At 71.4% G+C, this 21,808-nt stretch carries 20 protein-coding genes; 3 read left to right on the plus strand and 17 right to left on the minus strand.

Translation table 11 applies throughout. From position 1 onward, the window contains the following. Positions 1 to 78: 78 nt before the first annotated feature. Both aroQ and aroB read right to left on the minus strand, forming a co-directional pair. Positions 79 to 519, minus strand: coding sequence for a type II 3-dehydroquinate dehydratase (gene aroQ, locus C1A38_RS15110; RefSeq protein WP_102658461.1), 441 nt, complete (start codon positions 517 to 519; stop codon positions 79 to 81). Between the two features lie 51 nt (positions 520 to 570). After that, complete coding sequence (gene aroB / locus C1A38_RS15115; RefSeq protein WP_102658462.1) at positions 571 to 1,647, minus strand: 3-dehydroquinate synthase; 1,077 nt, start codon at positions 1,645 to 1,647, stop codon at positions 571 to 573. Between the two features lie 128 nt (positions 1,648 to 1,775). On the opposite strand from aroB, the gene C1A38_RS15120 reads away from it, so the two are divergent. Continuing rightward, a complete protein-coding gene (locus C1A38_RS15120) occupies positions 1,776 to 2,318 on the plus strand; it encodes a DUF2243 domain-containing protein (protein ID WP_102658463.1) in 543 nt (180 codons plus the stop codon). After that, positions 2,315 to 3,127 (plus strand): cytochrome c oxidase assembly protein, encoded by an 813-nt coding sequence (locus tag C1A38_RS15125; RefSeq protein WP_102658464.1) that lies wholly within the window; start codon positions 2,315 to 2,317, stop codon positions 3,125 to 3,127. The genes C1A38_RS15120 and C1A38_RS15125 overlap by 4 nt, the downstream gene beginning before the upstream one ends. Before the next feature lie 14 nt (positions 3,128 to 3,141). On the opposite strand, the gene C1A38_RS15130 is transcribed toward C1A38_RS15125, so the two are convergent. The 13 genes from C1A38_RS15130 to C1A38_RS15190 form a co-directional block, all read right to left on the minus strand. After that, entirely contained in the window at positions 3,142 to 3,657 is a 516-nt protein-coding gene (locus C1A38_RS15130; RefSeq protein ID WP_013732767.1) for a shikimate kinase, read from the minus strand. Then, entirely contained in the window at positions 3,654 to 4,832 is a 1,179-nt protein-coding gene (gene aroC, locus C1A38_RS15135) for a chorismate synthase (protein WP_102658487.1), read from the minus strand. Before aroC ends, C1A38_RS15130 begins: the two co-directional genes overlap by 4 nt. Before the next feature lie 73 nt (positions 4,833 to 4,905). After that, a complete protein-coding gene (locus C1A38_RS15140; RefSeq protein ID WP_102658465.1) occupies positions 4,906 to 5,826 on the minus strand; it encodes a glycosyltransferase family 2 protein in 921 nt (306 codons plus the stop codon). Beyond that, on the minus strand, positions 5,823 to 6,506 hold the full coding sequence (locus tag C1A38_RS15145; RefSeq protein ID WP_013732763.1) for a glycosyltransferase: 684 nt from the start codon (positions 6,504 to 6,506) through the stop codon (positions 5,823 to 5,825). Before C1A38_RS15145 ends, C1A38_RS15140 begins: the two co-directional genes overlap by 4 nt. Beyond that, entirely contained in the window at positions 6,503 to 6,976 is a 474-nt protein-coding gene (locus C1A38_RS15150; protein WP_043720323.1) for a glycosyltransferase family protein, read from the minus strand. The genes C1A38_RS15145 and C1A38_RS15150 overlap by 4 nt, the downstream gene beginning before the upstream one ends. A 72-nt stretch (positions 6,977 to 7,048) precedes the next feature. Then, positions 7,049 to 8,308 (minus strand): hypothetical protein, encoded by a 1,260-nt coding sequence (locus C1A38_RS15155; protein ID WP_102658488.1) that lies wholly within the window; start codon positions 8,306 to 8,308, stop codon positions 7,049 to 7,051. Next, on the minus strand, positions 8,287 to 9,189 hold the full coding sequence (locus tag C1A38_RS15160; protein ID WP_102658466.1) for a sulfotransferase domain-containing protein: 903 nt from the start codon (positions 9,187 to 9,189) through the stop codon (positions 8,287 to 8,289). The genes C1A38_RS15155 and C1A38_RS15160 overlap by 22 nt, the downstream gene beginning before the upstream one ends. Before the next feature lie 7 nt (positions 9,190 to 9,196). Next, a complete protein-coding gene (locus C1A38_RS15165) occupies positions 9,197 to 10,798 on the minus strand; it encodes a lipopolysaccharide biosynthesis protein (RefSeq protein ID WP_102658467.1) in 1,602 nt (533 codons plus the stop codon). After that, on the minus strand, positions 10,795 to 12,147 hold the full coding sequence (locus C1A38_RS15170; RefSeq protein WP_102658468.1) for an O-antigen ligase family protein: 1,353 nt from the start codon (positions 12,145 to 12,147) through the stop codon (positions 10,795 to 10,797). Before C1A38_RS15170 ends, C1A38_RS15165 begins: the two co-directional genes overlap by 4 nt. 2 nt (positions 12,148 to 12,149) lie before the next feature. Further along, positions 12,150 to 13,748 carry a P-loop NTPase family protein gene (locus C1A38_RS15175; RefSeq protein ID WP_102658489.1) on the minus strand — a complete coding sequence of 533 codons (1,599 nt, stop codon included), beginning with the start codon at positions 13,746 to 13,748 and terminating at the stop codon, positions 12,150 to 12,152. A 150-nt stretch (positions 13,749 to 13,898) separates the two neighbouring features. Continuing rightward, positions 13,899 to 15,821, minus strand: coding sequence for a hypothetical protein (locus C1A38_RS15180; protein ID WP_102658469.1), 1,923 nt, complete (start codon positions 15,819 to 15,821; stop codon positions 13,899 to 13,901). Between the two features lie 225 nt (positions 15,822 to 16,046). Beyond that, positions 16,047 to 17,762: a glycoside hydrolase gene (locus tag C1A38_RS15185; protein ID WP_102658470.1), complete on the minus strand. Its 1,716-nt coding sequence runs from the start codon at positions 17,760 to 17,762 to the stop codon at positions 16,047 to 16,049. Positions 17,763 to 17,943: 181 nt separating this feature from the next. Next, entirely contained in the window at positions 17,944 to 18,777 is an 834-nt protein-coding gene (locus C1A38_RS15190; protein WP_233196838.1) for a shikimate dehydrogenase, read from the minus strand. A gap of 45 nt (positions 18,778 to 18,822) precedes the next feature. On the opposite strand from C1A38_RS15190, the gene C1A38_RS15195 reads away from it, so the two are divergent. After that, positions 18,823 to 20,079 carry an endo-1,4-beta-xylanase gene (locus C1A38_RS15195; protein WP_102658472.1) on the plus strand — a complete coding sequence of 419 codons (1,257 nt, stop codon included), beginning with the start codon at positions 18,823 to 18,825 and terminating at the stop codon, positions 20,077 to 20,079. A gap of 18 nt (positions 20,080 to 20,097) precedes the next feature. Here the strand turns inward: C1A38_RS15195 and mltG are convergent, their stop codons facing one another. Beyond that, positions 20,098 to 21,291 carry an endolytic transglycosylase MltG gene (gene mltG / locus C1A38_RS15200; RefSeq protein WP_102658473.1) on the minus strand — a complete coding sequence of 398 codons (1,194 nt, stop codon included), beginning with the start codon at positions 21,289 to 21,291 and terminating at the stop codon, positions 20,098 to 20,100. Then, positions 21,292 to 21,750 carry a Holliday junction resolvase RuvX gene (gene ruvX, locus C1A38_RS15205; RefSeq protein WP_102658474.1) on the minus strand — a complete coding sequence of 153 codons (459 nt, stop codon included), beginning with the start codon at positions 21,748 to 21,750 and terminating at the stop codon, positions 21,292 to 21,294. It abuts the gene before it with no gap. Between the last annotated feature and the right edge of the window lie 58 nt (positions 21,751 to 21,808).

Raw genomic sequence — 21,808 nt, forward strand, 5'->3', positions numbered from 1 at the left:
AGCGTAGTGCTCGCCCGGCCGACCGGAGCATGCGTGCCGGCGGGGAGATCAGCTGCTCTGGTCGCGGCGGGCGGGAGGTCAGCTGCGCTGGTCGCTGCGGGCGGCGAGGTGGTGCAGGGCGAGGCGGTAGCCGTCGACGCCGAGCCCGCAGATCACGCCGGTCGCCACCGCCGAGACCACCGAGCGGTGCCGGAACTCCTCCCGCGCGTGGATGTTGGACAGGTGCACCTCCACCAGCGGCCCGCGCAGCATGGCGCAGGCGTCGCGCACCGCGATGGAGTAATGCGACCAGGCGGCCGGATTGAGCACCACGGCGGCACCCTCGTCCGCGGCGGCGTGCAGCCAGCCGAGCAGTTCGTGCTCGGCGTCGGTCTGCCGCACGACGACGTCCAGGCCCAGGTCTCGTCCCGTCGTCTCGCAGAGTGTGACCAGGTCGGCGTAGCTGGTCGTCCCGTAGACGTCGACCTGGCGGGTGCCCAGCCGGCCCAGGTTCGGCCCATTGAGCACGTACACCTTCATGCTGGTTCGCCTTCCACTCGCGACAGTTCAGCCGCAGAAACCCGCGACGATTCAGCCGGACACCGCGGCGTACGCGGTGTGCAGCAGGTCGTCGTCGGGACCGTCCAGGATCGCCGGTCGGGCCAGCCCGTCGAGCACCACGAACCGCAGCCGGTTGCCTCGGGCCTTCTTGTCGACCCGCATCGCGGACAGCAGCCCGGGCCAGGCGTCGGCCGGGTAACGGGTCGGCAGGTCGAGCGCGGTCAGCACGGCACGGTGCCGGCCGGCGGTGGCCTCGTCCAACCGGCCGGTGAGGCGGGCCAGTTCGGCGGCGTAGACCAGGCCGACCGAGACGGCGTGACCGTGCCGCCAGCGGTACTCCTCGACCTTCTCGATGGCGTGCGCCAGGGTGTGCCCGTAGTTGAGCACCTCGCGTACGCCTGACTCACGCAGGTCTCCACCGACCACGTCGGCCTTGACCCGGATCGCCCGCTCGATCAGCTCCCGGGCCACCGGCCCGGTCGGATCGACGGCCGCCGCCGGGTCGTTCTCGACCAGGTCGAGGATGACCGGGTCGGCGATGAAGCCACACTTGACCACCTCGGCCAGACCGGCGGCCAGGTCGACCGGCGGCAGGGTGTCAAGCGTGCTGAGGTCCGCCAACACCCCGACCGGCGGGTGGAAGGCGCCGACCAGATTCTTGCCGGCCGCGGTGTTGATGCCGGTCTTGCCGCCCACCGCCGCGTCGACCATGCCCAGCAGCGAGGTGGCCACCGGCACCCAGCGCACCCCGCGAAGCCAGCAGGCGGCCACGAACCCGGCCAGGTCGGTGACCGCGCCGCCGCCCAACCCGACCACCGCGTCGGTACGGGTGAACCCCGCCTCGCCGAGCCGGTCCCAGCAGGCCGCCGCCACGTCGACGTGCTTGCCGGCCTCGGCGTCGGGCACCTCGATCGGCAGCGGTGTCATGCCGGCGGCGCCGAGCCGGTCACCGATGGCGTCGGCCAACTCCTTCAGCGGCGGGGCGTGCAGCACCGCCACCCGGGTGGCATCGGGCAGCAGGCCGGGCAGCGTGTCGAGCAGGCCACGACCGACCAGCACGTCGTACGGCCGTTCGCCGCCGACCGGGATCCGGGTCACGTTGTCCATCGCCGGGAGCCTAGCCCACCGTCGACCGCCTGGACCGGATCCGCTCACCGGTGCCCGATCAATGGAACGGAGGTTTACCGGTTCGTGGACCGGGCAGGGGCACCATCACCAGCTATCCAGGGGGCACCATGACCGAGCGGACGATCGACGGCGCCGACATCCGGCTGCCGGCCACCATCCTCGGCGTCGGGCTCGGCGGTTTCGTCGACGGCATCGTGCTGCACCAGGTGCTCCAGTGGCACCACCTGCTCAGCAACACCGGCGCCGACAACATCGGCATCCGCGAGTACCCGGTGGACACCGTCGCCGGATTGCAGATGAACACCCTGTGGGACGGGCTCTTCCACGTGGTCACCTGGGTGGCGGTGCTGACCGGCCTGGCCATGCTCTACGCCCGGGTGACCCGGTCCCGGGGGCGACTGTGGCGCTCGCCGATGCTGTGGGGCTGGGCGCTGATCGGGTGGGGGCTGTTCAACCTGGTCGAGGGCATCATCGACCACCACATCCTGGCCATCCACCACGTCCGGGCCGGCGAACACCAACTCTGGTGGGACCTCGGCTTCCTCGCCCTGGGCGTCGTGCTGATCATCGTCGGTCTGCTCGTGCAACGCCGCGCCACCGCCGTGGACCTCTGCGCCGACGACACGACGTCGGCGAGCCCACGCCGATGAGCGTGGCGCACACCGCGCAGCACGCCACGACCGTCGGCCCGGCTGTGCTCGTACCCCTGGTGGCGGGTTGGTGTTATCTGGCTGCCGTGTTGCGGCAGCGCGCACCGGACCGGCCGGGCTGGAGCCATTGGCGTACGGCCGCGTTCGCCGCCGGATGTGCGCTGCTCGCCGTCGCCCTGCTGCTGCCGGCCGACGGGTTCGCCGCGCACATGTGGCAGCACCTGCTGCTCGGCATGCTCGCCCCGCTGGGCCTGGTGCTCGGCGCGCCCGGCACTCTGCTGTTGCGGACCGTCGACCGGCGGGTCGGTCGGGCTGCGCTGCGGGCGGCGCGGCATCCGGTGGCGCGCACGCTCGCCCACCCGGTCACCGGCCTGCTGCTCACCGCCGGTGGGCTGTGGCTGCTCTACCTCACCCCGCTGTACCGGGCCACCCTCGCCAGCCCGGTGCTGCACGACCTGGTCAACCTGCACTTCCTGCTCAGCGGGTTGCTGTTCACCTGGTCGATCGCCGGCCCGGAACCGTACCGGCACCGGGCGTCCGTGCCGGTACGGCTGGTGGTGCTCGGCGCCGCGGTCGTCGCGCACGCCAGCCTGGCCCAACTCCTGTACGCGGGGCTGCTTGTCGACGTACCGGCCCCGCCGCAGGCGCTGCGGGCCGGCGCGGCGGTGATGTACTACGGCGGCGATGCGGCCGAGATCCTGCTCGCCCTGGCCCTGCTGGCCAGCTGGCGCCCGCAGCCGCGCCGCGCACCGGCACCGGCCGCCGCGTCAGGCGTTAAAAGGGGACCCCTGCTCTACCTGAGGCGTTGAGAAGGTGCCCTTCCTTACCGCTTGAGCAGGGGGATGATCTCGGCGGCGATCTCCTGCGGAGTGCGGCCGTCGGTCACCACCGTCACGGTCGCCACCTCGGCGTAGAGCGGTCGCCGCTGGTCCATGAGGTGTTTGAGGGTGGCCCGCGGGTTGATCGCCAACAGCGGACGCCCGACACCGAGACCGACCCGCTTCACCGCGTCGGTCAACTCGACCGACAGGTGCACCACCTGGTGACCGACCAGCGCAGCGCGGTTCTCCTCGGCCAGCACCGCGCCGCCGCCGAGGGCCAGCACCCCGTCGCAGGAGGCCAGCGCCGCGGCCACCGCCGCCCGTTCGAGGGCACGGAAGTGCTCCTCCCCCTCGTCGACGAAGATCTCCGGGATCGGCTTGCCGGCCAGGCGCTCGATGTCGGCGTCGGTGTCCCGGAACTCGACCCCCAGCTCGGCCGCGAGGACCTCACCGACGGTAGTCTTGCCGGAGCCGGGCGCGCCGACCAGCACGCAGACCGGACGGGTCCGACCGGTCACCGGATCACCAGCGCGTCGAGGTAGCCGGCGAGGTTGCGGCGCATCTCGGCGATCGAGTCGCCGCCGAACTTCTCCACTGCCGCCTCGGCCAGCACCAGCGCCACCATCGCCTCGGCGACGACGGCGGCGGCGGGCACCGCGCAGACGTCGGAGCGCTGGTTGATCGCGGTGGCCGGCTCACCGGTGGTGATGTCGACAGTCGCGAGGGCCCGGTTCAGCGACGAGATCGGCTTCATCGCGGCCTTCACCCGCAGCGGCTCACCGGTGGTGATGCCGCCTTCCAGGCCACCGGCCCGGTCGGTGACCCGACGTACGCCGGTGGCGGTGGGGATGATCTCGTCGTGCGCCTCGGAGCCGCGCGAGCGGGCCTGCTGCCAGCCGTCGCCGATCTCCACACCCTTGATCGCCTGGATCGACATCAGCGCGGTGGCCAGCCTCGCGTCGAGCTTGCGGTCCCACTGCACGTGGCTGCCCAGGCCGGGCGGCACGCCGTACGCCAGCACCTCGACCACACCACCGAGGGTGTCGGCGGCCTTCTTCGCGGCGTCGACCTCGGCGACCATCCGGGCGCTGGCCTCCGGGTCGAGGCAGCGCAGCGGGTCGGCGTCGATGCGCTCGGCGTCCTCCGGGCGGGGCCGCAGCCCCGGCTTGACGGCCACCGGGCCCAACTCCACCACGTGCGAGACGATCTCCACGTCGAGGGCTTGGCGCAGCAGCGCCTTGGCCACCGTGCCGACGGCGACCCGGGCGGCGGTCTCCCGCGCGCTGGCCCGCTCCAGGATCGGACGGGCGTCGGTGTGGCCGTACTTCTGCATGCCGGCCAGGTCGGCGTGGCCGGGCCGGGGCCGGGTGAGCGGGGCGTTACGGGCCTGGCGGGCCAGCTCGTCGGCGTCGACCGGGTCGGCGGCCATCACGGTGCGCCACTTGGGCCACTCGGAGTTGCCGACCCGCAGAGCGACCGGGCTGCCCAGTGTCACCCCGTGGCGCAGGCCACCGATGACCTCGACCTCGTCCTGTTCGAAGGACATCCGCGCACCCCGGCCGTAGCCGAGCCGGCGGCGGGCCAACTCGCCGGCGATCTCGGTGGTGGTCACCTCGATTCCGGCCGGCACCCCCTCCAGCAACGCGACGAGGGCGGGTCCGTGCGATTCCCCTGCGGTCAACCAGCGCAACACAGCCATGAGTCTGTCACGCCCGGTGCCCGCCGCACCGCACCGCCCGCCCTGTCCCGCCCTACGGACGTCTGCCTCAGATGCCCCGGCCGCGCTTATGCAGGGTGCGCAGCACGGCGTCGGCGCGGACCACCCGCCCGGCCACCGCCAACGCCAGGTACGCCCGAGGCTCGCGCGGGTTGCGGCGCAGGGTGCGCCGGGCCCACCGCATCGCCCCGCGCCGGTCCCCCGAGGCGGCCCGCGCGAAGGCGATCTGCCCGGTGACCCGGGCCTGACCGGCCGGCTGGGTGGCGAACTCGGGATAGCGCTCCAGCAGCCACTGCAACGCCTCGGAGATGGTGTCCCAGCGCTGCGCGAAGTACGACCGCTTGTGCCAGCGCACCAGCACGTACGGGGTGCGCAGGTTGACCAGCGGGGCGCTGCGGGCGGCCCGCAGCAGGAACTCGTAGTCCTCGGCGTAGCTGCCCGGGATCTCCTCGTCGACCAGCCCGAACCCGTCGCGCAGGGCCGCCGCCCGGATCAGGAAGGTCGACGGGTGCAGTTCGGTCATCCGGTCCCGCAGCAGGTCGGCCAGGCTGATCGAGTCGCGTTCCAGTACCCGCTCGACGGTGTGCCCGTCGTAGCTGACCTGGATGCCGCAGCTGACGAACTCGGCACCGGGCACCGCGTTGAGGGCGTCGACCTGGGCCGCCAGCTTGCCCGGCAGCCACTCGTCGTCGTCGTCGCAGAAGGCGATCAGCTCACCGGTGGCGGCCATGGTGCCGGAGTTGCGGGCCCCGGCCAGCCCGGGGGTGCGGGTGTTTGTCACCACCCGCACCGGCCGGTCCGCTGCCGACAACTCGGCCAGCGACGGGTCCGGCTCGGACTGGTCGTACACCACGACCGTCTCGACCTGCCCCGGATAGTCCTGCCCGACGATGGCCCGTACCGCCGCCCGGAGCAGTTCGGGACGGTCCCGGGTGGGTACGACGGCGGTGACGCTCGGGTACGCGGTCATAGCTTGTGCCTTCCATTCGGGCCGGGCCCGCGCCACGGCCGCCACCAGGGCCGGTGACGCCGCTGCGCGGCCTCGGCCACCAACTCCTCGACGATCATGCCCACCCGGCGCACGGCGGTGCGTTGCGCCTCGGCCGCGTCGGCGTCCACGGTCACCGTGAACCGTCCCGGCTCTGCCAGGCCGGCGGTGAGGGCGTCCCGCAACTCCTGCCGGGTCTCGCAGAGCGCGACCAGGCCTGCCGCACCGAGCCGACGGGCGAACAACTGCTGGTGGTTGTCGACGTGCTCGCCGAGACTCGGGTCCCGGGGCACGACGATCGGCAGGTGCCCGTGCCGGCGGGCCTCCAGGATGGTGGCCGGGCCACCGTGGCAGACCACCAGGTCCGCCCCGGCCATCGCGGTCTGCAACTCGGCGTGCCCGAGGAACGGCACCGCGTCGGGCAGACCCTCGACCCGGGTGTGGCCGTGCTGCACGGTCAGCACCACCTCGTCGGCGACCTCGCCGTACCACTCCCGCAGCCAGCCGACCAGCCGGTCGAAGGGGTGCTTGTCGGTGCCGACCGCCACCAGCAGCTGGGCCCGCCCGACCCGGTTGCCGTCACGGGGCGCCGGGATGTGGGCCGCGGCGGCGTCCGCGGATGCGCCGAACTGCGCGTCGGTGCGCGTCGCCTCGCCGCTCACAGCAGCGTCCCCACGACGGTGGCCTCCGGGTACTGGCGGCGCTGCTCGTCCCACTGCACGAGCATCTTCGACAGGAACGGACGACACAGCCGGGCGGTGAGCGTCGGGGTGTCGATCCGGTCGTAGACCTCGATGTAGACCGTCGGGATGCGGCGCAGCCGGGCCAGCACGACGAACGGCAGCGCCACCCCGGCGCCGGTGGTCACCACCGCGGCGATCCGCCGCCGGCGCAGCACCCGGGCCGCCAGCAGGGCGTTGCGCAACAGGTTGCGCACGTTACGGGTGGTCGGATGGTAGGCCGGGATCAGGTCCTCGCCGGCCAGCAGGGACACCGCCTCCGGCGTGTCGAAGGTCACCCAGCAGCGTTGCCAGGTCTCGTACCAGGGTTTCAGGGCGAGCAGCTGGGCCAGGTGCCCGCCGCTCGACCCGACCAGCAGTAACTGCTGCCCCACTTTGTCTACGTTGTCCACGCGACTCCCCACAAGTCAGCTGTGCCTGCACCACGGTCGAGCCGTACCCCCAGCGGTCGGCCCGACCTTCTCTCACTGTCGTTTCTCGATGACGTCAAGCAACGCCGGATGCAGCGCCGGGTTCCAGCCGGCACCGGCGTCGGCCAGCCGCCAGGTCCGCAGCCACATCTCGATCAGGTACGCGTCGGCGACCAGGCGGCGGCGGGCCGGGTCCAGGCCCAGCCGGTCGCCGTACCGGTCCAGCCACTGGCGTACCTGCTCGGCCGCGGTCGCGGCCGGTTCACCACGCAGCACCAGGGACCGCTGGAACGCGTCGTGGGCCAGGTCGAAGCCGACAGGTACGTCCGGCCCGCTGTGCTCCCAGTCCCAGGCGACCAGCTCACCGGCGTGCCGACCGAGGTTCCACGGCACCCAGTCGCCGTGCCAGTGGCCGAACTCGACGGCCACGTCACCGTGCCTGCTAGCCAGTTGCGCCACCGCCGCCACCGCCCGCGCCCCGGCCGGATCCGTCTCGGCCGCCCGCTGCGCCTGCGCCGTCAGCCGATCGAGGAACGACGAGCCGGCCAGCGGACGCGGTGTCGCCGGTGGCCGACCCCGCCGGGCCACCGCGAGCAGCGCCGCGAGCTCCGGCGGGGCGTCGACCGGCACCCCGCGTACCCCGGTGGGCAGCGGCTCGACAAGCGCCACGGCCTGCCCCGCCCAGTTGGTCTCGGCGAGCAGCCGGGGGGTGGCCGGATGCCCGGCGACGCCGGCCACCTCCGCCACCTCACGCAGCGCCGCCGCCTCGGCGGTGACAAGCGCCCGGGTCGCGTCGTTCCAGCCGATCTTGGCGTAGCCACGGGGTGTCCCCGAGTGGTCGAACAGTTGCAGGGTCGGCTTGTGGTTCGGATCCGGCGGGCGGACCCCGCAGGCCGCGTACGCCCGGCCGCCACCCAACTCGGTGCTGAGCCGCTCGGCGAGCAGCACCTCGGCGGGATCGAGCGCGGCCGGCACGGCGACGCTCAGCACCGGAAACGGTGCCCGGGCGACCACACCGGCCCGCGCCGCCACGCCGAGGGCGGCCCGCACGGCCCGCACCTTCACCGGCCGCAACGCGTTGTACGCCAGCAGCGCCGCCGCGGTCGCCCGCGACGAGCCCAGCGGCAGCAGGAACCGGGCCCGGTCCACCGACGGGACGACGGCGTAACGGGCCACCACCGTGTGCCCGGCCGGGACCGGGGCGTCCACGGCCAGCGTGATCCGCTGGTCACCGAAGACCGCCCGGGTGACCCACCCCAACCCGTCCTCGCGGCTACGCAGGTCGTCGGCCGTCACGCGACCTGGTCCGGCCAGTCGAGACGCAGCCCCAGCCGCTGCCGCAACGCCTCGTTGTACGGGCGGTAGTACTGCGTCAACTCGGCCCGCAGCGCCGGCTCCAGCGGCGCCGACCGCCGGTCGTTGTAGACCTTGAAGTCGGGCAGGTCGTGCGCGGGCAGCCCGAGGAAGTCCAGGGTGCGCCGGTAGGTGGCCCGCGCGTCGCGGTACAGGTCCTCGCTGGGCAGGAAGAGCAGCTGCGCGCGGTCGAAGTGCGTCAGCCACGGCTCCAGGTGCTCCAGGTAGCGGCCCCGCGCCCGGTAGGTGTACCAGTCGTAGGGCTCACTGAAGTACTCCGGCTCGGCGATCAGCCGCTCCCGCTCCCCCGCCGTACGCTCCGGCTCGGCGGCCAGCGCGGCGGCGAAGTCCAACGGCTCCACCCCGTTGGTGCGCCGCTCCTTCCAGTGCGAGTACGCCCGCTCCACCGGATCACGCAACAGCACGATGAGCTTCACCTGCGGCATCAACGCGGCGACCCGCTGCGCGGCCAACGGGTGGAACATGTACAGCGGCGCGGCCTCGCCCACCCGCACCGGACCACCGTGCCGGTTCTCCAGCGTCTCCCGCTGCCGCTGGGTCGGGAAGTGCGACCGGTACCACGCCTCGCCGCGGCCCCAGTTCTCCTCGAAGTAGTGCGAGGACTTCGTGTTCCAGGCCGGGAAGAGTCGCGGCACCAGCGGATGCTGGATGAGGTAGTTCCACAGCGATGTGGTGCCACCCCGCTTGGTGCCGATGATGAGGAAATCCGGTAGTGGCCGACGGTCGCTGGTGCGTACCCCGTAGTCGACGAGGCCCTCCCGCACCCGGCTCGTCACCTGGGTCGGCACCAACTGCTTAACCCGGTCGCGGATGGACGCCACGACGATGTCACCTGCCCTTCGAGGGACGCGGCGCGACGCTCGGCGCCCCGCCACGGATCTGCACCATGGTCGCCCGGATGCCCTGCCGCACCCGAGGCAACGTCAACAAACCGACGCAACCGACCGCCAGTACGGCCAGCGCCACCGCCAGACCGACGATCCCCCGGCCGCCGGCCAGCACTCCGACGATCGCGGCGGCACCCACGCCGCCGACCGTGAGCAGTGCGGCCCGCAGCATCGACGTGTCGGCCAACGGCTGACCGACGACGATGCGGGCACAGGTCACCGCGATCAGGTTCTCCGTGACGATGCCCGCCGCCCAGGCGCAGGCCGCGCCGGTGGCACCGTGGGCGGGGATCAGCACCAGGCCGAGGGAGACGGTGACCGTGAGGCCGGCCACGGTCGCCGCGAGATGCAGCCCGCTGCGCCCGCTCATCAGCAACATGCTCTGCACGTTGCCCACACCCGTGTTCACCAGCATGGCCAGCGCCAGCACGGTCATCGCGGTGGCGCCGCCGGCGAACCCGGAGCCGAAGAGTTCGAGGAACCCCGCGCCGAAGACGGCCAGCAGCAGGTACACCGGCCAGGACAGCACCAGCGCCCAGGTGGTCAACTGCCGGTGCAGGGCGGCGGCCGCGTCAGGGCGGTCCTGCCCGAACAACCGGGACAGCTGCGGCGACACCGCCACCCGCAGCCCCTGCATGGCGAGCTGTCCGGCCAGGATGTAGCGGCTCACCGCGCCGAAGATGCCGGCATCTGCCGCACCAGCGAGCACTGTGGTGAGCAGCACACCGATCCAGACCGCACCCGAGTCGATGGCCGCCGACGCGGCCCGGGGCAGGGAGAACCGCCAGAAGGACCCCCACTCGTCGCGCCCGGCGCGCAGTCCCGCTCCCCGGCCGATCCCCAACGGCCCGACGACCAGCAGCAGGGTCACCGCAGCAGCCAGCAGGGCCGGCACCACCCAGCCGGTCATGCCGGCCAGCAGGCCACCGCCAGCCAGTAGCACGGCCGCGCCGACCAGCAGGGGCCGCGCGGTGGGCAGCAGCACCGACTGCACCGCCACGTACATCCGCATCGGCCGTACGCAGCGCAGCACGCCGAACAGCAGGGTCATCGCCACCACCACCGGCACCGCGGCGAAGCTGACCCGCAGCAGCGCACCACCGTCGACGCCCGCGCCGTCGAGCAGCCGGCGCGCGAGCGGGTCGGCGGCGAGGATCCCGACGGCCGCGATGACGAGCGCCGCCGACAGCGGCGGAATCAACGCCACCGGCAGCATCCGGGCCGCGTCGCCCTGCGGGCCGAGCCGGCGTCGGGGCAGGCTCCAGATCAGGCCGGTCTCCGCGCCAAGCACGCAGAGCGCCGCGGACACCGTCACCACGCCGATCGCCGCGAAGAAGACACCGGAACCCTCGGTGCCGTAGCCGCGGGTGATGACGACCACCAGGACGAAACCCATCAGCCCGTTGACGGCGGCACCGAGCAGCCCGGCCGCGCCGCTGCGGGCGCCCCGGCGGGTCTCGGTCGCGGTGCTGTCCGGCGCGGGCTCGGCCGGGCCGCCCGTGGCGGGCGGCTGCGGCGCGGGCGGGTGGACGGGGAGGCTCATGCCACCACCTCCGGTTGGGCCGCGGACGGGTGGGGCAGGGCCGGGCCGGGTGGCCGGGCCTCGCGTTCCACCAGGGACATGGTCAGGGCGACGGCGAAGAACGCCACCGCGAGGTTCGGGCTGGCCAGGCCGTAGAACGGGATCTGCACGATGCACACCACCGGCACCACCGCCAGCCACTGGCCCGCCGCCGAGCGGGCCCGCGCGCAGATCACCGCCACGAGCGCGAACCAGGCCAGGAAGAACAGCAACGCCGGTACGCCGTGACAGAACAGCACCATCCACAGCTGGCCCTGGGTGCCCACCGGAACGGGTGCGCTGATCGTGTCGACGGTGGCCGGCGCGCCGTAACCGAGCCACGGTGACTCCGCCACCCGCCGCAGCACCTCTTCGTAGAGGGCGAACCGGTCGCTGTTGGTGTCACTGGACTCGACCCGGTTGCCGATCAGCTCGGTGACCGGGATGAACAGGGCGGCCAGGCCACCGATGAGCAGCACACCGACCACGGAGGCGCCGACCCGGACGTTGCCGCGCCGGGCGGCCCGCAATCCGAGCACCAGCAGCCCGGCGCCGAGGCTGACGAACATCGTCCGGTTGAGGGTGAGGAAGGCCGGCGCCAGCGACAGCGGCAACGACGCGATCACCGCCCAGCGCAGCACGCCGTGGCGGCGCAGCATGACGAAGGCCACCACGCAGGGCAGCGTCATCGCGTACGCGCTGCCGTAGTTGTTGGTGTACGGGAACGGCGCCGACGGCCGGTAGATGGGGTTGAGCGCGCGGGGGCTGTACTCGCTGGCCGCGATCCGTACCAGGTCCTGGATGTAGGCGTTGCCGGAGACGCCACCCGGCAGCAGCATCTCCATCGGCGTGCTCATCTCGAAGCGGGGCGCCAGCACACCCAACCAGCCGAGCACGACAAGCCCGAACCAGAACAGGCAGATCGGCACCAGCAAGGTGGACAACTCGATGCCCTGGCGCGCCACCGCGTACACGTACACGCCCACCACGAGGGCGGTCACGTAGAAGCCGAGTCGCAGGCCGAAGGCGAGCAACGAGCCGACCGAGGACAGCTGGGTGGCGCTGACCACCACCAGCGCCAGGAACAGCAGCCACAAGCCGGTGCCCGGCGGCAGCGGCACCCGGCCACGGACCAGCAGCAACGCCAGCAGCACCGCGCCCAGCAACGACCAGCCCAGATAGAACGCGCCGGCCAGCCACCAGAGCGGCACCAGCCCGAACATCACCACCAACGGCCAGACCGGCAGCCGGGGCAGCACCGGAGCCACCAGCCGGGCGCCCGGATGCTGGCCAGCCGGCTCGTCGACCGACGGCGGGCTGAGGGTGGGCACGGTCAGCCCCGGCCGGTACGGGTCAGGACGAATCCCAGCGGGGCCACTCCGGCGGCCCGCAGCCGCTCCGCCAGGCGGCGCAGATCGCCCTGCTTCGTCCGATCCTGCTCGACCACCACGACGGCGGTGCCCTGCCGGGCGGCGGCCACGCCCCGCTCGTCGGCCTCGGCCGGCGGGGCGTTGAACAACACCAGCCCCTGGGCGGCGCGCTGCCGCCAGGTGCCGAAACGCACCCCACCGGCACCCACCGGCACCTCGTCGGCCTGCTCGGCGACCGGGCTCTTCGCCGTCACCGGGCCACCGCTCATCCGGGGCAGCATCATCGTCGCCTCCGGGTCACCGGGCGCCGGCCGGGCCGGGCCGGGACGCGGGGACGGACGGCGTACCGGCGTGATCTGCTCGGTCACGTCGTCGATGGAACCGGAGCCGTCCGGGCGCGGCTTGGGGATGCTGGGGCGGGCCGGGTTGACCGCAGCGGGCAGCCGACCCCGATCCGTCATCACCGTCGCGCGCAACTCGTCCAACCGGCCGCTGTCGTCGGCCACGTAGACGTCCCGGCCGGTGGCCGCCAGGGCCACCGCCAGGCCGGCGGTGAGGGTGGTCTGGTCTTCCCGGGTGGTCAACAGGGCGATCCGGGCCGGTTCGCGTACCCGCTCCGCGATGGCCATCGCCACGTAACGGATGTCCGCGTCCACCGGCCGGCGCCGCCCGAACAGCCCCTGTCCCCGCACGGTGCCCAGCAACGGTAGGCCGGTGGCGTCGCGCCCGTCGTCGACCGAGCGGATCCGCCGGTCCATCGACTCCCAGGCGTAGGCCAGCACCACCCCGAGCAGGAGACCACCGAGCAGTCCCGCCGCCACGTAGAGCGGGCCGCGCCCACTGGAGGAGACCAGGGCCTTCTCGGCACTCTGGGTGACCCAGCCCGGGTTGACGTCGACCGCCGCGATCTCGGTACGGGCGGAGCTGAGCTGGGTCAACTGGTTGTTCACCCCGGCGAGTTCGGCGACGACCGCTTCGCGCGCCCCGTTCCGCGCGTTGGCCATCCGTTTCTGCAGGGCAGCTTGCCTCGCGGCGACATCTTCGATGCTCTTGTCGTACGAGCGCAGCATCTCTTCCCGCTGCCGTTCGTACATGTTCCGCCGTACGTCCAGATAGGACTGAGCGGCCAGGTTGGCATTGTTCACCGCCGACTCGGCCGAATCGGCGGTGAAGGTGAAACGCAGGATCTGCCCGCCGGCGGGTACCTCCACGTCCAGCGCGTCGCGCACGTCGCGGGGATCCCGGCCACCGGAGTCGGCGAGCCGCTGCACCACGTCGGTGCCGGTGGCGATTCCGCTCTCCACGTTCATGTTCACCGCCCGGTCGGCGGCCGCACCGCTGGGGGTGAAGGCGTCGGTGACCACCGGGCGGACCGCGACCACCGCGCTCGCGCTCACCGCACCGGGGATCAGGAAGACGTACCCGATCGCCGCCGCCAGACCCAGCACCGCGACCGCGGCCACCAACCGGATCCGGTGCAACGGAACCCGCAGCAGATCGGTCAGCGTGACCGTACGAGCCGCAACCGTACCGCCGGACCAGCCGGGCTGTGCATCAGTCATGTACGCCACCGTCGCTACGTTGTCGAAAAGGAGCATCGCGGGTGCAGCGGCCTGCGCGACAGCTCCGCCCAGCGCTCGGGCCGGCGACGGGAATCCGCCGCCGGCCCGACCTGAACAAGTTACCGACCTTCTGCTACAACGGGTACACCCCTACTGCACCGCGAAGAACATCCGCGGAATCGACCAGGAGAGCCCGTCTGCGGCCGTGGTGAGCACCGTACTCGCCGTCCCGGTGACCGCGGGCGCGGCCGTCGGGTCGAACGGCGCGCTGCGCAGACTGCCGTCGGTGTGACCGTACACGATCTTGCCATCGACCCAGGCCAGCCCCCGGACCGCAGACCAGGTCACGCCGGTGGTCGGCAGGGTGAACTCGGTGGCGCCCAGGTAGTTGCCGTCCACCTCGAAGTACCGGTAGTAGAGCTGGTTGGCGCCGGTACGGGTGTAGTAGAGGCGACCGTCGAGGAAGAAGGCGCCGGTCATGTTCGCCGGGTTGTACCAGGCGTTGAAACCGGACGACTCCCACGGCACCCCGACATTGCCGCCGTTGAACATCGAGATGTCGATGCGGCTGCCGGTGGTGCTGCCGGGGACGGTCCGCGACCAGTAGATCCGGTCACCCAGACCCCAGGTCGCGCCGGCACCGGTGTAGTTGGGCTGGCTGACCGTGGTCGGCGTGCCGACCGTGGTGCCGTCGAACGGCACCCGCTGCAACTCGCCCGCGGTCACACCCAGGTACAGGTTTCCGGAGCTGGCCGACGACGGGTTCCGCGGAGTGATCGTCCGACCACCGGCGATCGGGAACATGCCGAGCCGGCCGTGGTACTCGTTGGCCATGCCGTCGGAGTTGTGCCCGAAGTACAGACCGGTGCTGCCCCGCCAGATCACCGGCACGGCCGAGCCCCAGTTGCTGGCCCCCGAGGGCAGGGCGCTGCCGCCCCGACGACCCGGGTTCCAGTTGACCGGCATGCCGGTGGCCGGGGTGACCGCGGCGATACCGAGCCGGTCGACCGCGCCGTTGCCAGCCCGGTCGCTGGCGTTCGGGTTGTTCAGCCAGCGGAAGTGACCACCGAGGTAGATGATGTTGTCGGCCACCTCGACCGACGTGATCGTGTCGTTGCCGGTGTAGTTGACCCAGGTGCCCAGCTGACCGGACCCCCGCGCGGCGGTCTCGAACCGGACCAGCGCGTCGCAGTAGGCGGCCGGCCAGCCGGTGCCGCCGTTGGTGCCGACGACGAACCAGCTGCCGTCGCCACCGAAGCGCAGGTCCTGCACGTAGTGCACGAAGGTGGCCGGGTCCCCGCACGGTGCGACGAACCGCTCCGAACTCCAGTCGATCACACTCGGCGTGCCTGTGGTGTCGATGAGCACGATCTGGTTACGGGGCAGCCCGTCGACGAGCGTGAAGTTACCGCCCACGGCCAGGGTGCTGCCGTCCGGGGTGATGTCGATGGTCCAGGCGTACGAACCGGTGCCGTGCCGGCCGACCGTGGCGTTGACGTTGAACGTCGAGTCGATCGCGCCGGTGGAGGCGTTGATCCGGGCGATGCCGGAGTGCGCCGTGCCGTTGATCCAGTTGAAGGCACCGGCCAGGTACAGGTCGTTGTCGTGCAGGACCATGTCGCGGATCATTCCGCCGTCGGAGCGGCCGACCCAACTGTCGATGGTCTCGCCGGTGGCCGGGTCGAGGGCGACCAGGTTCCGACGCGACACACCGTTGACGTTCTTGAAGGTCCCACCGACGATCAACGTGCCACCCGGCCCGGCGATGAGGGCGTTGACCGCGCCGTCGAGCACCGGCACGAAGGCGGTGTTGATGGCGCCGGTGGTCCGGTTGTACGAGAACAGGTAACGCTGGGTGATCCACGGAGAACTGGCGGTCTGCCGGATCTGGGTGAAGTTGCCCCCGACGAACACGGTGTTGCCCACTTCGGCGAAGGCACGGGCCTCACCGTCGCGGCCGTGCGGGGTGTTGTCGACCGGGTTCGTCGACACGAGGGTGCCCGTCTCAGGTACGGGCACCACGGCCGCCTCGGCCGCCTTGGGCACGGCCAGTACCGCCGCGAGAGTTGCCAACGCGACAGCCGCGACCCGTACTCGACGTCTACGGGTGGGATGCCGTCGGAAGGAGATTAAGGGCACGCTACGCCTCCAGGGTGGACGGGAATGCCGGTAGCCTCTCGCGTCCACCCCGCAGGGCGACATCCGCCGATTGGGCGGTCGGTGAATCCGTTAGCGGACAGTGGCGACACCAGAGGCTTCAGCAGCGACCGAGTGTCCCAAACCGCTGTCCGGTTGCTGTCAGCGGCTCCCTCCGGTGGGTTGCCGCAGGTAGCTGTCCCGTCCCGCGGCGGTGAACCCGGCCAGCGCAGCGGCATCGTGGTTCATCGTCATGTTGCAGGTCTTGGTCGTGGTCGTCATGCCCGGCGAATTGAAGTAGATCGCCGCCTTGATTTTCGGGTGGGCCTTCAACGCCGCCGGGAATTCCTCGAACCAACGCCGCTTGGCATTCGGATCATTCGCGTCGAAGTTCGTACCGAACTCGGCAAGCATCCGCGGCTTGCCCGCACCGATGCCCTTCTCGTCCAGCCACCGGTAGAACGATCCGACGGTGGTGCTCGGACTCTTCCAGACCGTGCTGCCGTTGCACACGTGGAAGTTGTACGGATCCCAGGCGACCCAGTCGACGTACCGGTCTCCGGGGTAGAGCCCGGCGTACCTGTCGTAGTGACCGGACCAGCCCATCATCGTCCACACCCAGACCGCGTTGCGGACGTTGGCTGCGGCGAACCGGTCGTGCACGTACCGCCAGGCCTTGACGAAGTCGGCGTCGCTGCCCTTGGCCGGCTCGTCCTCCGGCTCGTGGTCGAAGCCGATGAAGACCGGCTGCCCCACCGCCCGGATCCGGCCGGCGACCGCGTCGATCGTCTCGTCGTACCGGCCGCTGTACACGTCCTTCCAGGTCAGCACCGTGCCGGAGGAGAAGACCCGGCTCTCCCAGGCGAAGAACATCAGCCGACCCTCGCGCATCTGCTGCTGCTGGTACGCGTCCGGGAACGCACCGTTGCTGCCGGTGTTGGAGAAGTCGTGGTAGCGGTGCACGATGTCGAACTTGCGACCCACCTGCGCCTCGACGTCGGTGACGGCCCGGCCGTGGTCCCAGGTCTGTGGGTTGGTCGGCGAGTACATCCCCCACCAGGCGCCGCAGGACGGCACCAGCTTGTCCGACACCTTCCCGCACGCGCCGGAGTCGGCCGGCGGTCGGGTCGCGGTCGGCGTCGGCCGCGCCGGCGTCGGGCTCAGGCTGGGCGAGACGCTTGGCGACGGGCTCGGCGAGACGGGCGGTCGCGTCGGCTCTGCGGTGGGCGGCAGGGTGGCGCTCGGCGGGGGCGGCGCCGGACGGCCGGCGACGTCGTAGCTGAGCACCAGGTTGGGCCGCAGATCCGCGCTGCGGTTCTCGGCGGAGGCCCAGTAGATGCGGGTGTCGAGGCCGGCCTGGGCCAGCGAGACGGTCCAGATGCCGTTACCCGTGACCAGCCCGGAGACGTCCCACTCGTTGAATCCCTTGGCGACGCCGGTGACCGTGTCCAGAGCCGAGGCGAGGCGCTCCGGTGCCGGGCGCTGCGCGGTGGCGTCCAGGTTCGATGCGTGCGCGCTCACCGTGGCCTTGAACGCCTGCCAGGCGTGCACCCGCAGGGTGGCCCGGACGTTCGTCGCGTTCGCCGGCAGCGTGGTCACCATGAAGGCGAGCACCGCGTCCCGGCCACCACGTGGATTCCCGTCGCAGCGCGCCGGGCAGGTGGCCAGGGTCGACTTGACGCTGTTGTCCCCGTCCTGCACCACGGCCGTGGCGGTGGTGTCGGCGACCACCGGGATGGAGACGTCGTCGTCGGCGAGCAGCGGCACCATGGTCGCGGTGAGTCCGAGCACGACCGTGATGCCGAGGGCACCGAGGACAACGGCCTTGCGCCGGGGACCGGGGTGCCGGATGAGGCGATGCAGTCCACGCCTGGTCACGGAAACTCCTTGCGTCTGCGGCGGTAACGCTGTGCAGCGTATCGGTGTACACAACAGAGCAAGGGCATGACAGGGGGACCTAAGCGGGTCTTAATCCTCACCTAAGACTCAGCGCAGAAACGACCCTTTCGGTCCGTGATCACCCTCGTCCGGATCGAGCATCATGACACTCGTTCGTAGATCATGGACGGTTGGTGTAGGCGGCGGTCAGCGCTGAGGACATCGCCGCACGTGGGGCCGGCACACCGGTGAACTGCTCGAACTGGCCGATCGCCTGGGCCAGCAGCAGGTCCAGACCGGAGACGATGCGGCAGCCGGCGGCGGCGGCCGACGCGGCGAGCGGGGTGGGCCAGGGGTCGTAGATCGCGTCGAAAAGGACCGTGGTGGAACGCCAGGCCACCGTGTCGGCCAACCCGTCGGCGGCACCCTTGGGCACTGTGGAGATCAGCACGTCGGCGTTCGTCGACGTCGCCGCCTCGGACCAGGGCGCGGCGGTCAGCGCCAGGCCCAGGGAGTACGCCACCGGCGTCAACTCGGCGACCGCCGCCGGTCGGCGGGCGATCACGGTGACGCCGGCCGCCTGCAACCGGGCCGCCGCCGCCAGCGCCGCCCGGGCGGTGCCACCGGCACCCAGCACGGTGACCGTGGCGCCGGTGCCCACCCCCGCCTCGGTCAGCACCTCTACCATGCCGGTGACGTCGGTGTTGTCGGCGTACCAGGAACCGTCGGGTCGGCGTACCAACGTGTTTGCCGCGCCGACGGCGGCGGCGACCGGCGAGACCTCGGCGGCCACCGCGAGCGCCGCCTCCTTGCCGGGCATGGTCACCGACAACCCGGCCCACTCCGGGCCCAGGCCCGCGACCAGATCCGCCAGCTCCGCCGCCGCGCACTCGATCCGGGTGTACGACCACCCGTCGAGCCCGGCGGCCGCGTAGCCGGCATTGTGGATCACCGGGGAGAGGGAATGCGCGATCGGCTTGCCCACCACCGCCGCCTTGTGCACCGAACCCGCCACCGACGCTCCTCCACCGCAGGGACGACTGTCACCTAACATCCAACAATGTTCGACAGCAGCCTGCGACACCGCATCGCAAAGACCACCCTCACCCTGCGCGGGCCGGACCGGCGGGCGCTCGCCGAACAGGTCGTCACCCTCGCGCAGCAGCGGCACGCCTTCGCCTTCGGCAACATCGGCTTCGACTTCGTCGACCTGGTCGGCGGCCCCGACCCCGAGAATGCCCAGCCGTTCGGCGGTACGGATTCCTCGGATCTCGACCGGCTCGCCGACCTGTGGCTCGGCCTCTTCAACACCGCCACGCTGCCGTTCTACTGGGGCAGTTACGAGCCACGACGCGGCGCACCGGACACCGAGCGGTTGACGAAGACCGCGCGCTGGCTGGCCGATCGCGGCGTGACAGTCAAGGGTCACCCGCTGGTCTGGCACACCGTGCAGCCGCCGTGGCTGCTCGGCCTCGACCTCGACGAGGTCGAGGCGCTGCAACGGGCCCGCATCCGCGACCTGGTCGGCGGGTTCGCCGGCCTGATCGACACCTGGGACGCGATAAACGAGGCGGTCATCATGCCCGTCTTCGTCAACGGCGACAACGCCATCACCGACCTGGCCCGGGCCCGGGGTCGCATCCACATGGTGCGGATGGCGTTCGAGGAGGCCCGGGCGGCCAACCCGACGGCGACCCTGGTGCTCAACGACTTCGACCTCAGCTCGGCCTACGAGTGCCTGATCGAAGGCGTCCTCGAAGCCGGCGTGCGCATCGACGCGATCGGCCTGCAGACCCACATGCACCAGGGGTACCGGGGCGAGGAGTACATGCACGAGATGCTCGACCGATTCGCCCGCTACGGCCTGCCGCTGCACCTGACCGAGACCACGCTGGTCTCCGGCCACCTCATGCCGGCGGAGATCGAGGACCTGAACGACTACCAGATCCCGCAGTGGCCGAGCACCCCTGACGGGGAGGCCCGACAGGCCGAGGAGATCGTCCGGCACTACCGGTCCCTGCTCGCCCATCCGGCAGTCGAGTCGGTCAACTACTGGGGGCTCACCGACCGGGGTGCGTGGCTGGGCGCCCCCGCCGGCCTGGTCCGCGCCGACGGCAGCCGCAAGCCCGCGTACGACGCCCTCGAAGCCCTGATCAAGGGCGAGTGGTGGCTACCACCGACCCCGATGCGCACCGACGCCGACGGCCGGATCACCGTCGAAGGCTTCCTCGGCGACTACACGGTGAGCGCGGGTGAGCACCGCGCCCACTTCACCCTCGACGCCGCCGACACCACCACCACGATCGACCTGACCTGAGCACGCGCGGAGCGGAACTCAGATGATGCCGGCCTGGCGGGCCTTGGCCTCATTCTTCTTGTGGTCCTGGTAGGTCTCGGCGAAGGCCGAGTTGCCCTCCTTGTCGATGGCCACGAAGAAGAGCCAGTCCCCGGCCGGCGGATCCATCGCGCCTTCGAGGGCATCCTTACCCGGGTTGTTGATCGGGGTCGGGATCATGCCACGCAGTTTGCGGCTGTACGGATTCTTGGTGTCGAGCAACTCGTCCTGGGTCATCTCGGCCGAGGTCTTGGTCTTCTGGCCGGTCAACTCCAGGTAGTAGTTGACGGTGACGTCCATCTCCAGGCAACCGCAGTCGAACGTGCCCTTGTACACCCGGTTGTAGGCGACCCGGGCGACCTTGCCGAGGTCCTTCTTGGTGCCGGCCTCGGCCTGGGCCAGCGAGGCCACGATCAACGCCTCGTACGGGCTGATCCCGCGATCCTTCTGCACCCGGTCGGCGAACTCCATCTCCCCGGTGACGGTCAGGAAGTGGTCGACCATCTGCCCGAGGATGGTCTCGGCGGTGGCGTTCGGCGGGATCTCGTAGGTGTCCGGGAAGAGGAAGCCCTCGATGGACTTCTTGGACTTCTTGCCGTCGTCGCGCTTGAACCACCAGTCCGGCACACCGAGCTTCTTCGGGTCCTTCGCGGCGGCCTCGAACTCCTTGACCGGGATGTCGGTCTTGTCGCTGAGCAGCTTGAAGATGCTCTTGGCGGTACGCCCCTCGGGGATGGTGATCCCATTGACGATCCGGCTGGCCGGGTCAAGCATCGCGGCCAGCGCCAACTCGCCGCTCATCTGCTTGCGCAGCTTGTAGGTGCCCGACTGGATGTTGCGGCTGCGGGAGTTCTTCTCGGCCGCCTCGATGAACGCCTTGGTGCTCTTGATCACGCCCGCGTCGTAGAGCGCCACGGCCATGTCGGCCAGGAACGCGCCCTGCGGAATCTGGATCGTCACTTCCTCGGTGCCCGCGCCGTCGTAGTCGGGGGTGACGAAGTAGCTCTGGACCCGGTCGAAGCCGTAGAAGGCACCACCACCGATAGTGCCAAGCAGCACCAGGGCCAGCAGCAGCGCCAGCGCTGTCTTGCCCCGGCCCCCGCCGGAGCGACCGCCCCGCTTGCGACCTCGGCGGTGCTTGCCCTTGTCCCCCCGATCCTGCTCGTCGTGACCGAGGTCCAGCTCGTCAAACATCTACGTCCGCCTCCGCTGCGTGTCCAGCCAGCTCTGCAGAATCTCCACCGCGGCGGCCTGGTCGACCACCGCGCGTTGCTTCTTCCCCCGGACACCTCGTTCGGCCAGCCTACGGCTCGCCACGACCGTGGACATCCTCTCGTCGGTCAGCGTCACCGGGACAGGCGCTATCACCTCGGCCAGTTGTCGAGCGTACGCCTTGACGTGCTCGGCTGCGGGCCCATGTCGACCAGCGAGGTTGACCGGCAGGCCGACCACCACCTCGACCGCCTCGTGCTCGACGACCAACGCGGCGATCTCGACAAGATCCTTCGGCACCGCGTCCGGCCTGGGCTTCTGCTCCCGGGCGACGGTGACCAGCGGGGTGGCGAGCACCCCGTGCGGATCGGACCGGGAGACCCCGATGCGGACCTGACCGACATCCACACCCAGCCGTACACCCCGGGAAAACTCAGTCACCGACCGTCACCTCTGTAGCGAAGGGGCCAGGGCGGACCGAAGTGGTCCGCCCTGGCCC

It is taken from the genome of Verrucosispora sp. ts21 (assembly GCF_002879555.1).
GTDB lineage: Bacteria > Actinomycetota > Actinomycetes > Mycobacteriales > Micromonosporaceae > Micromonospora > Micromonospora gifhornensis.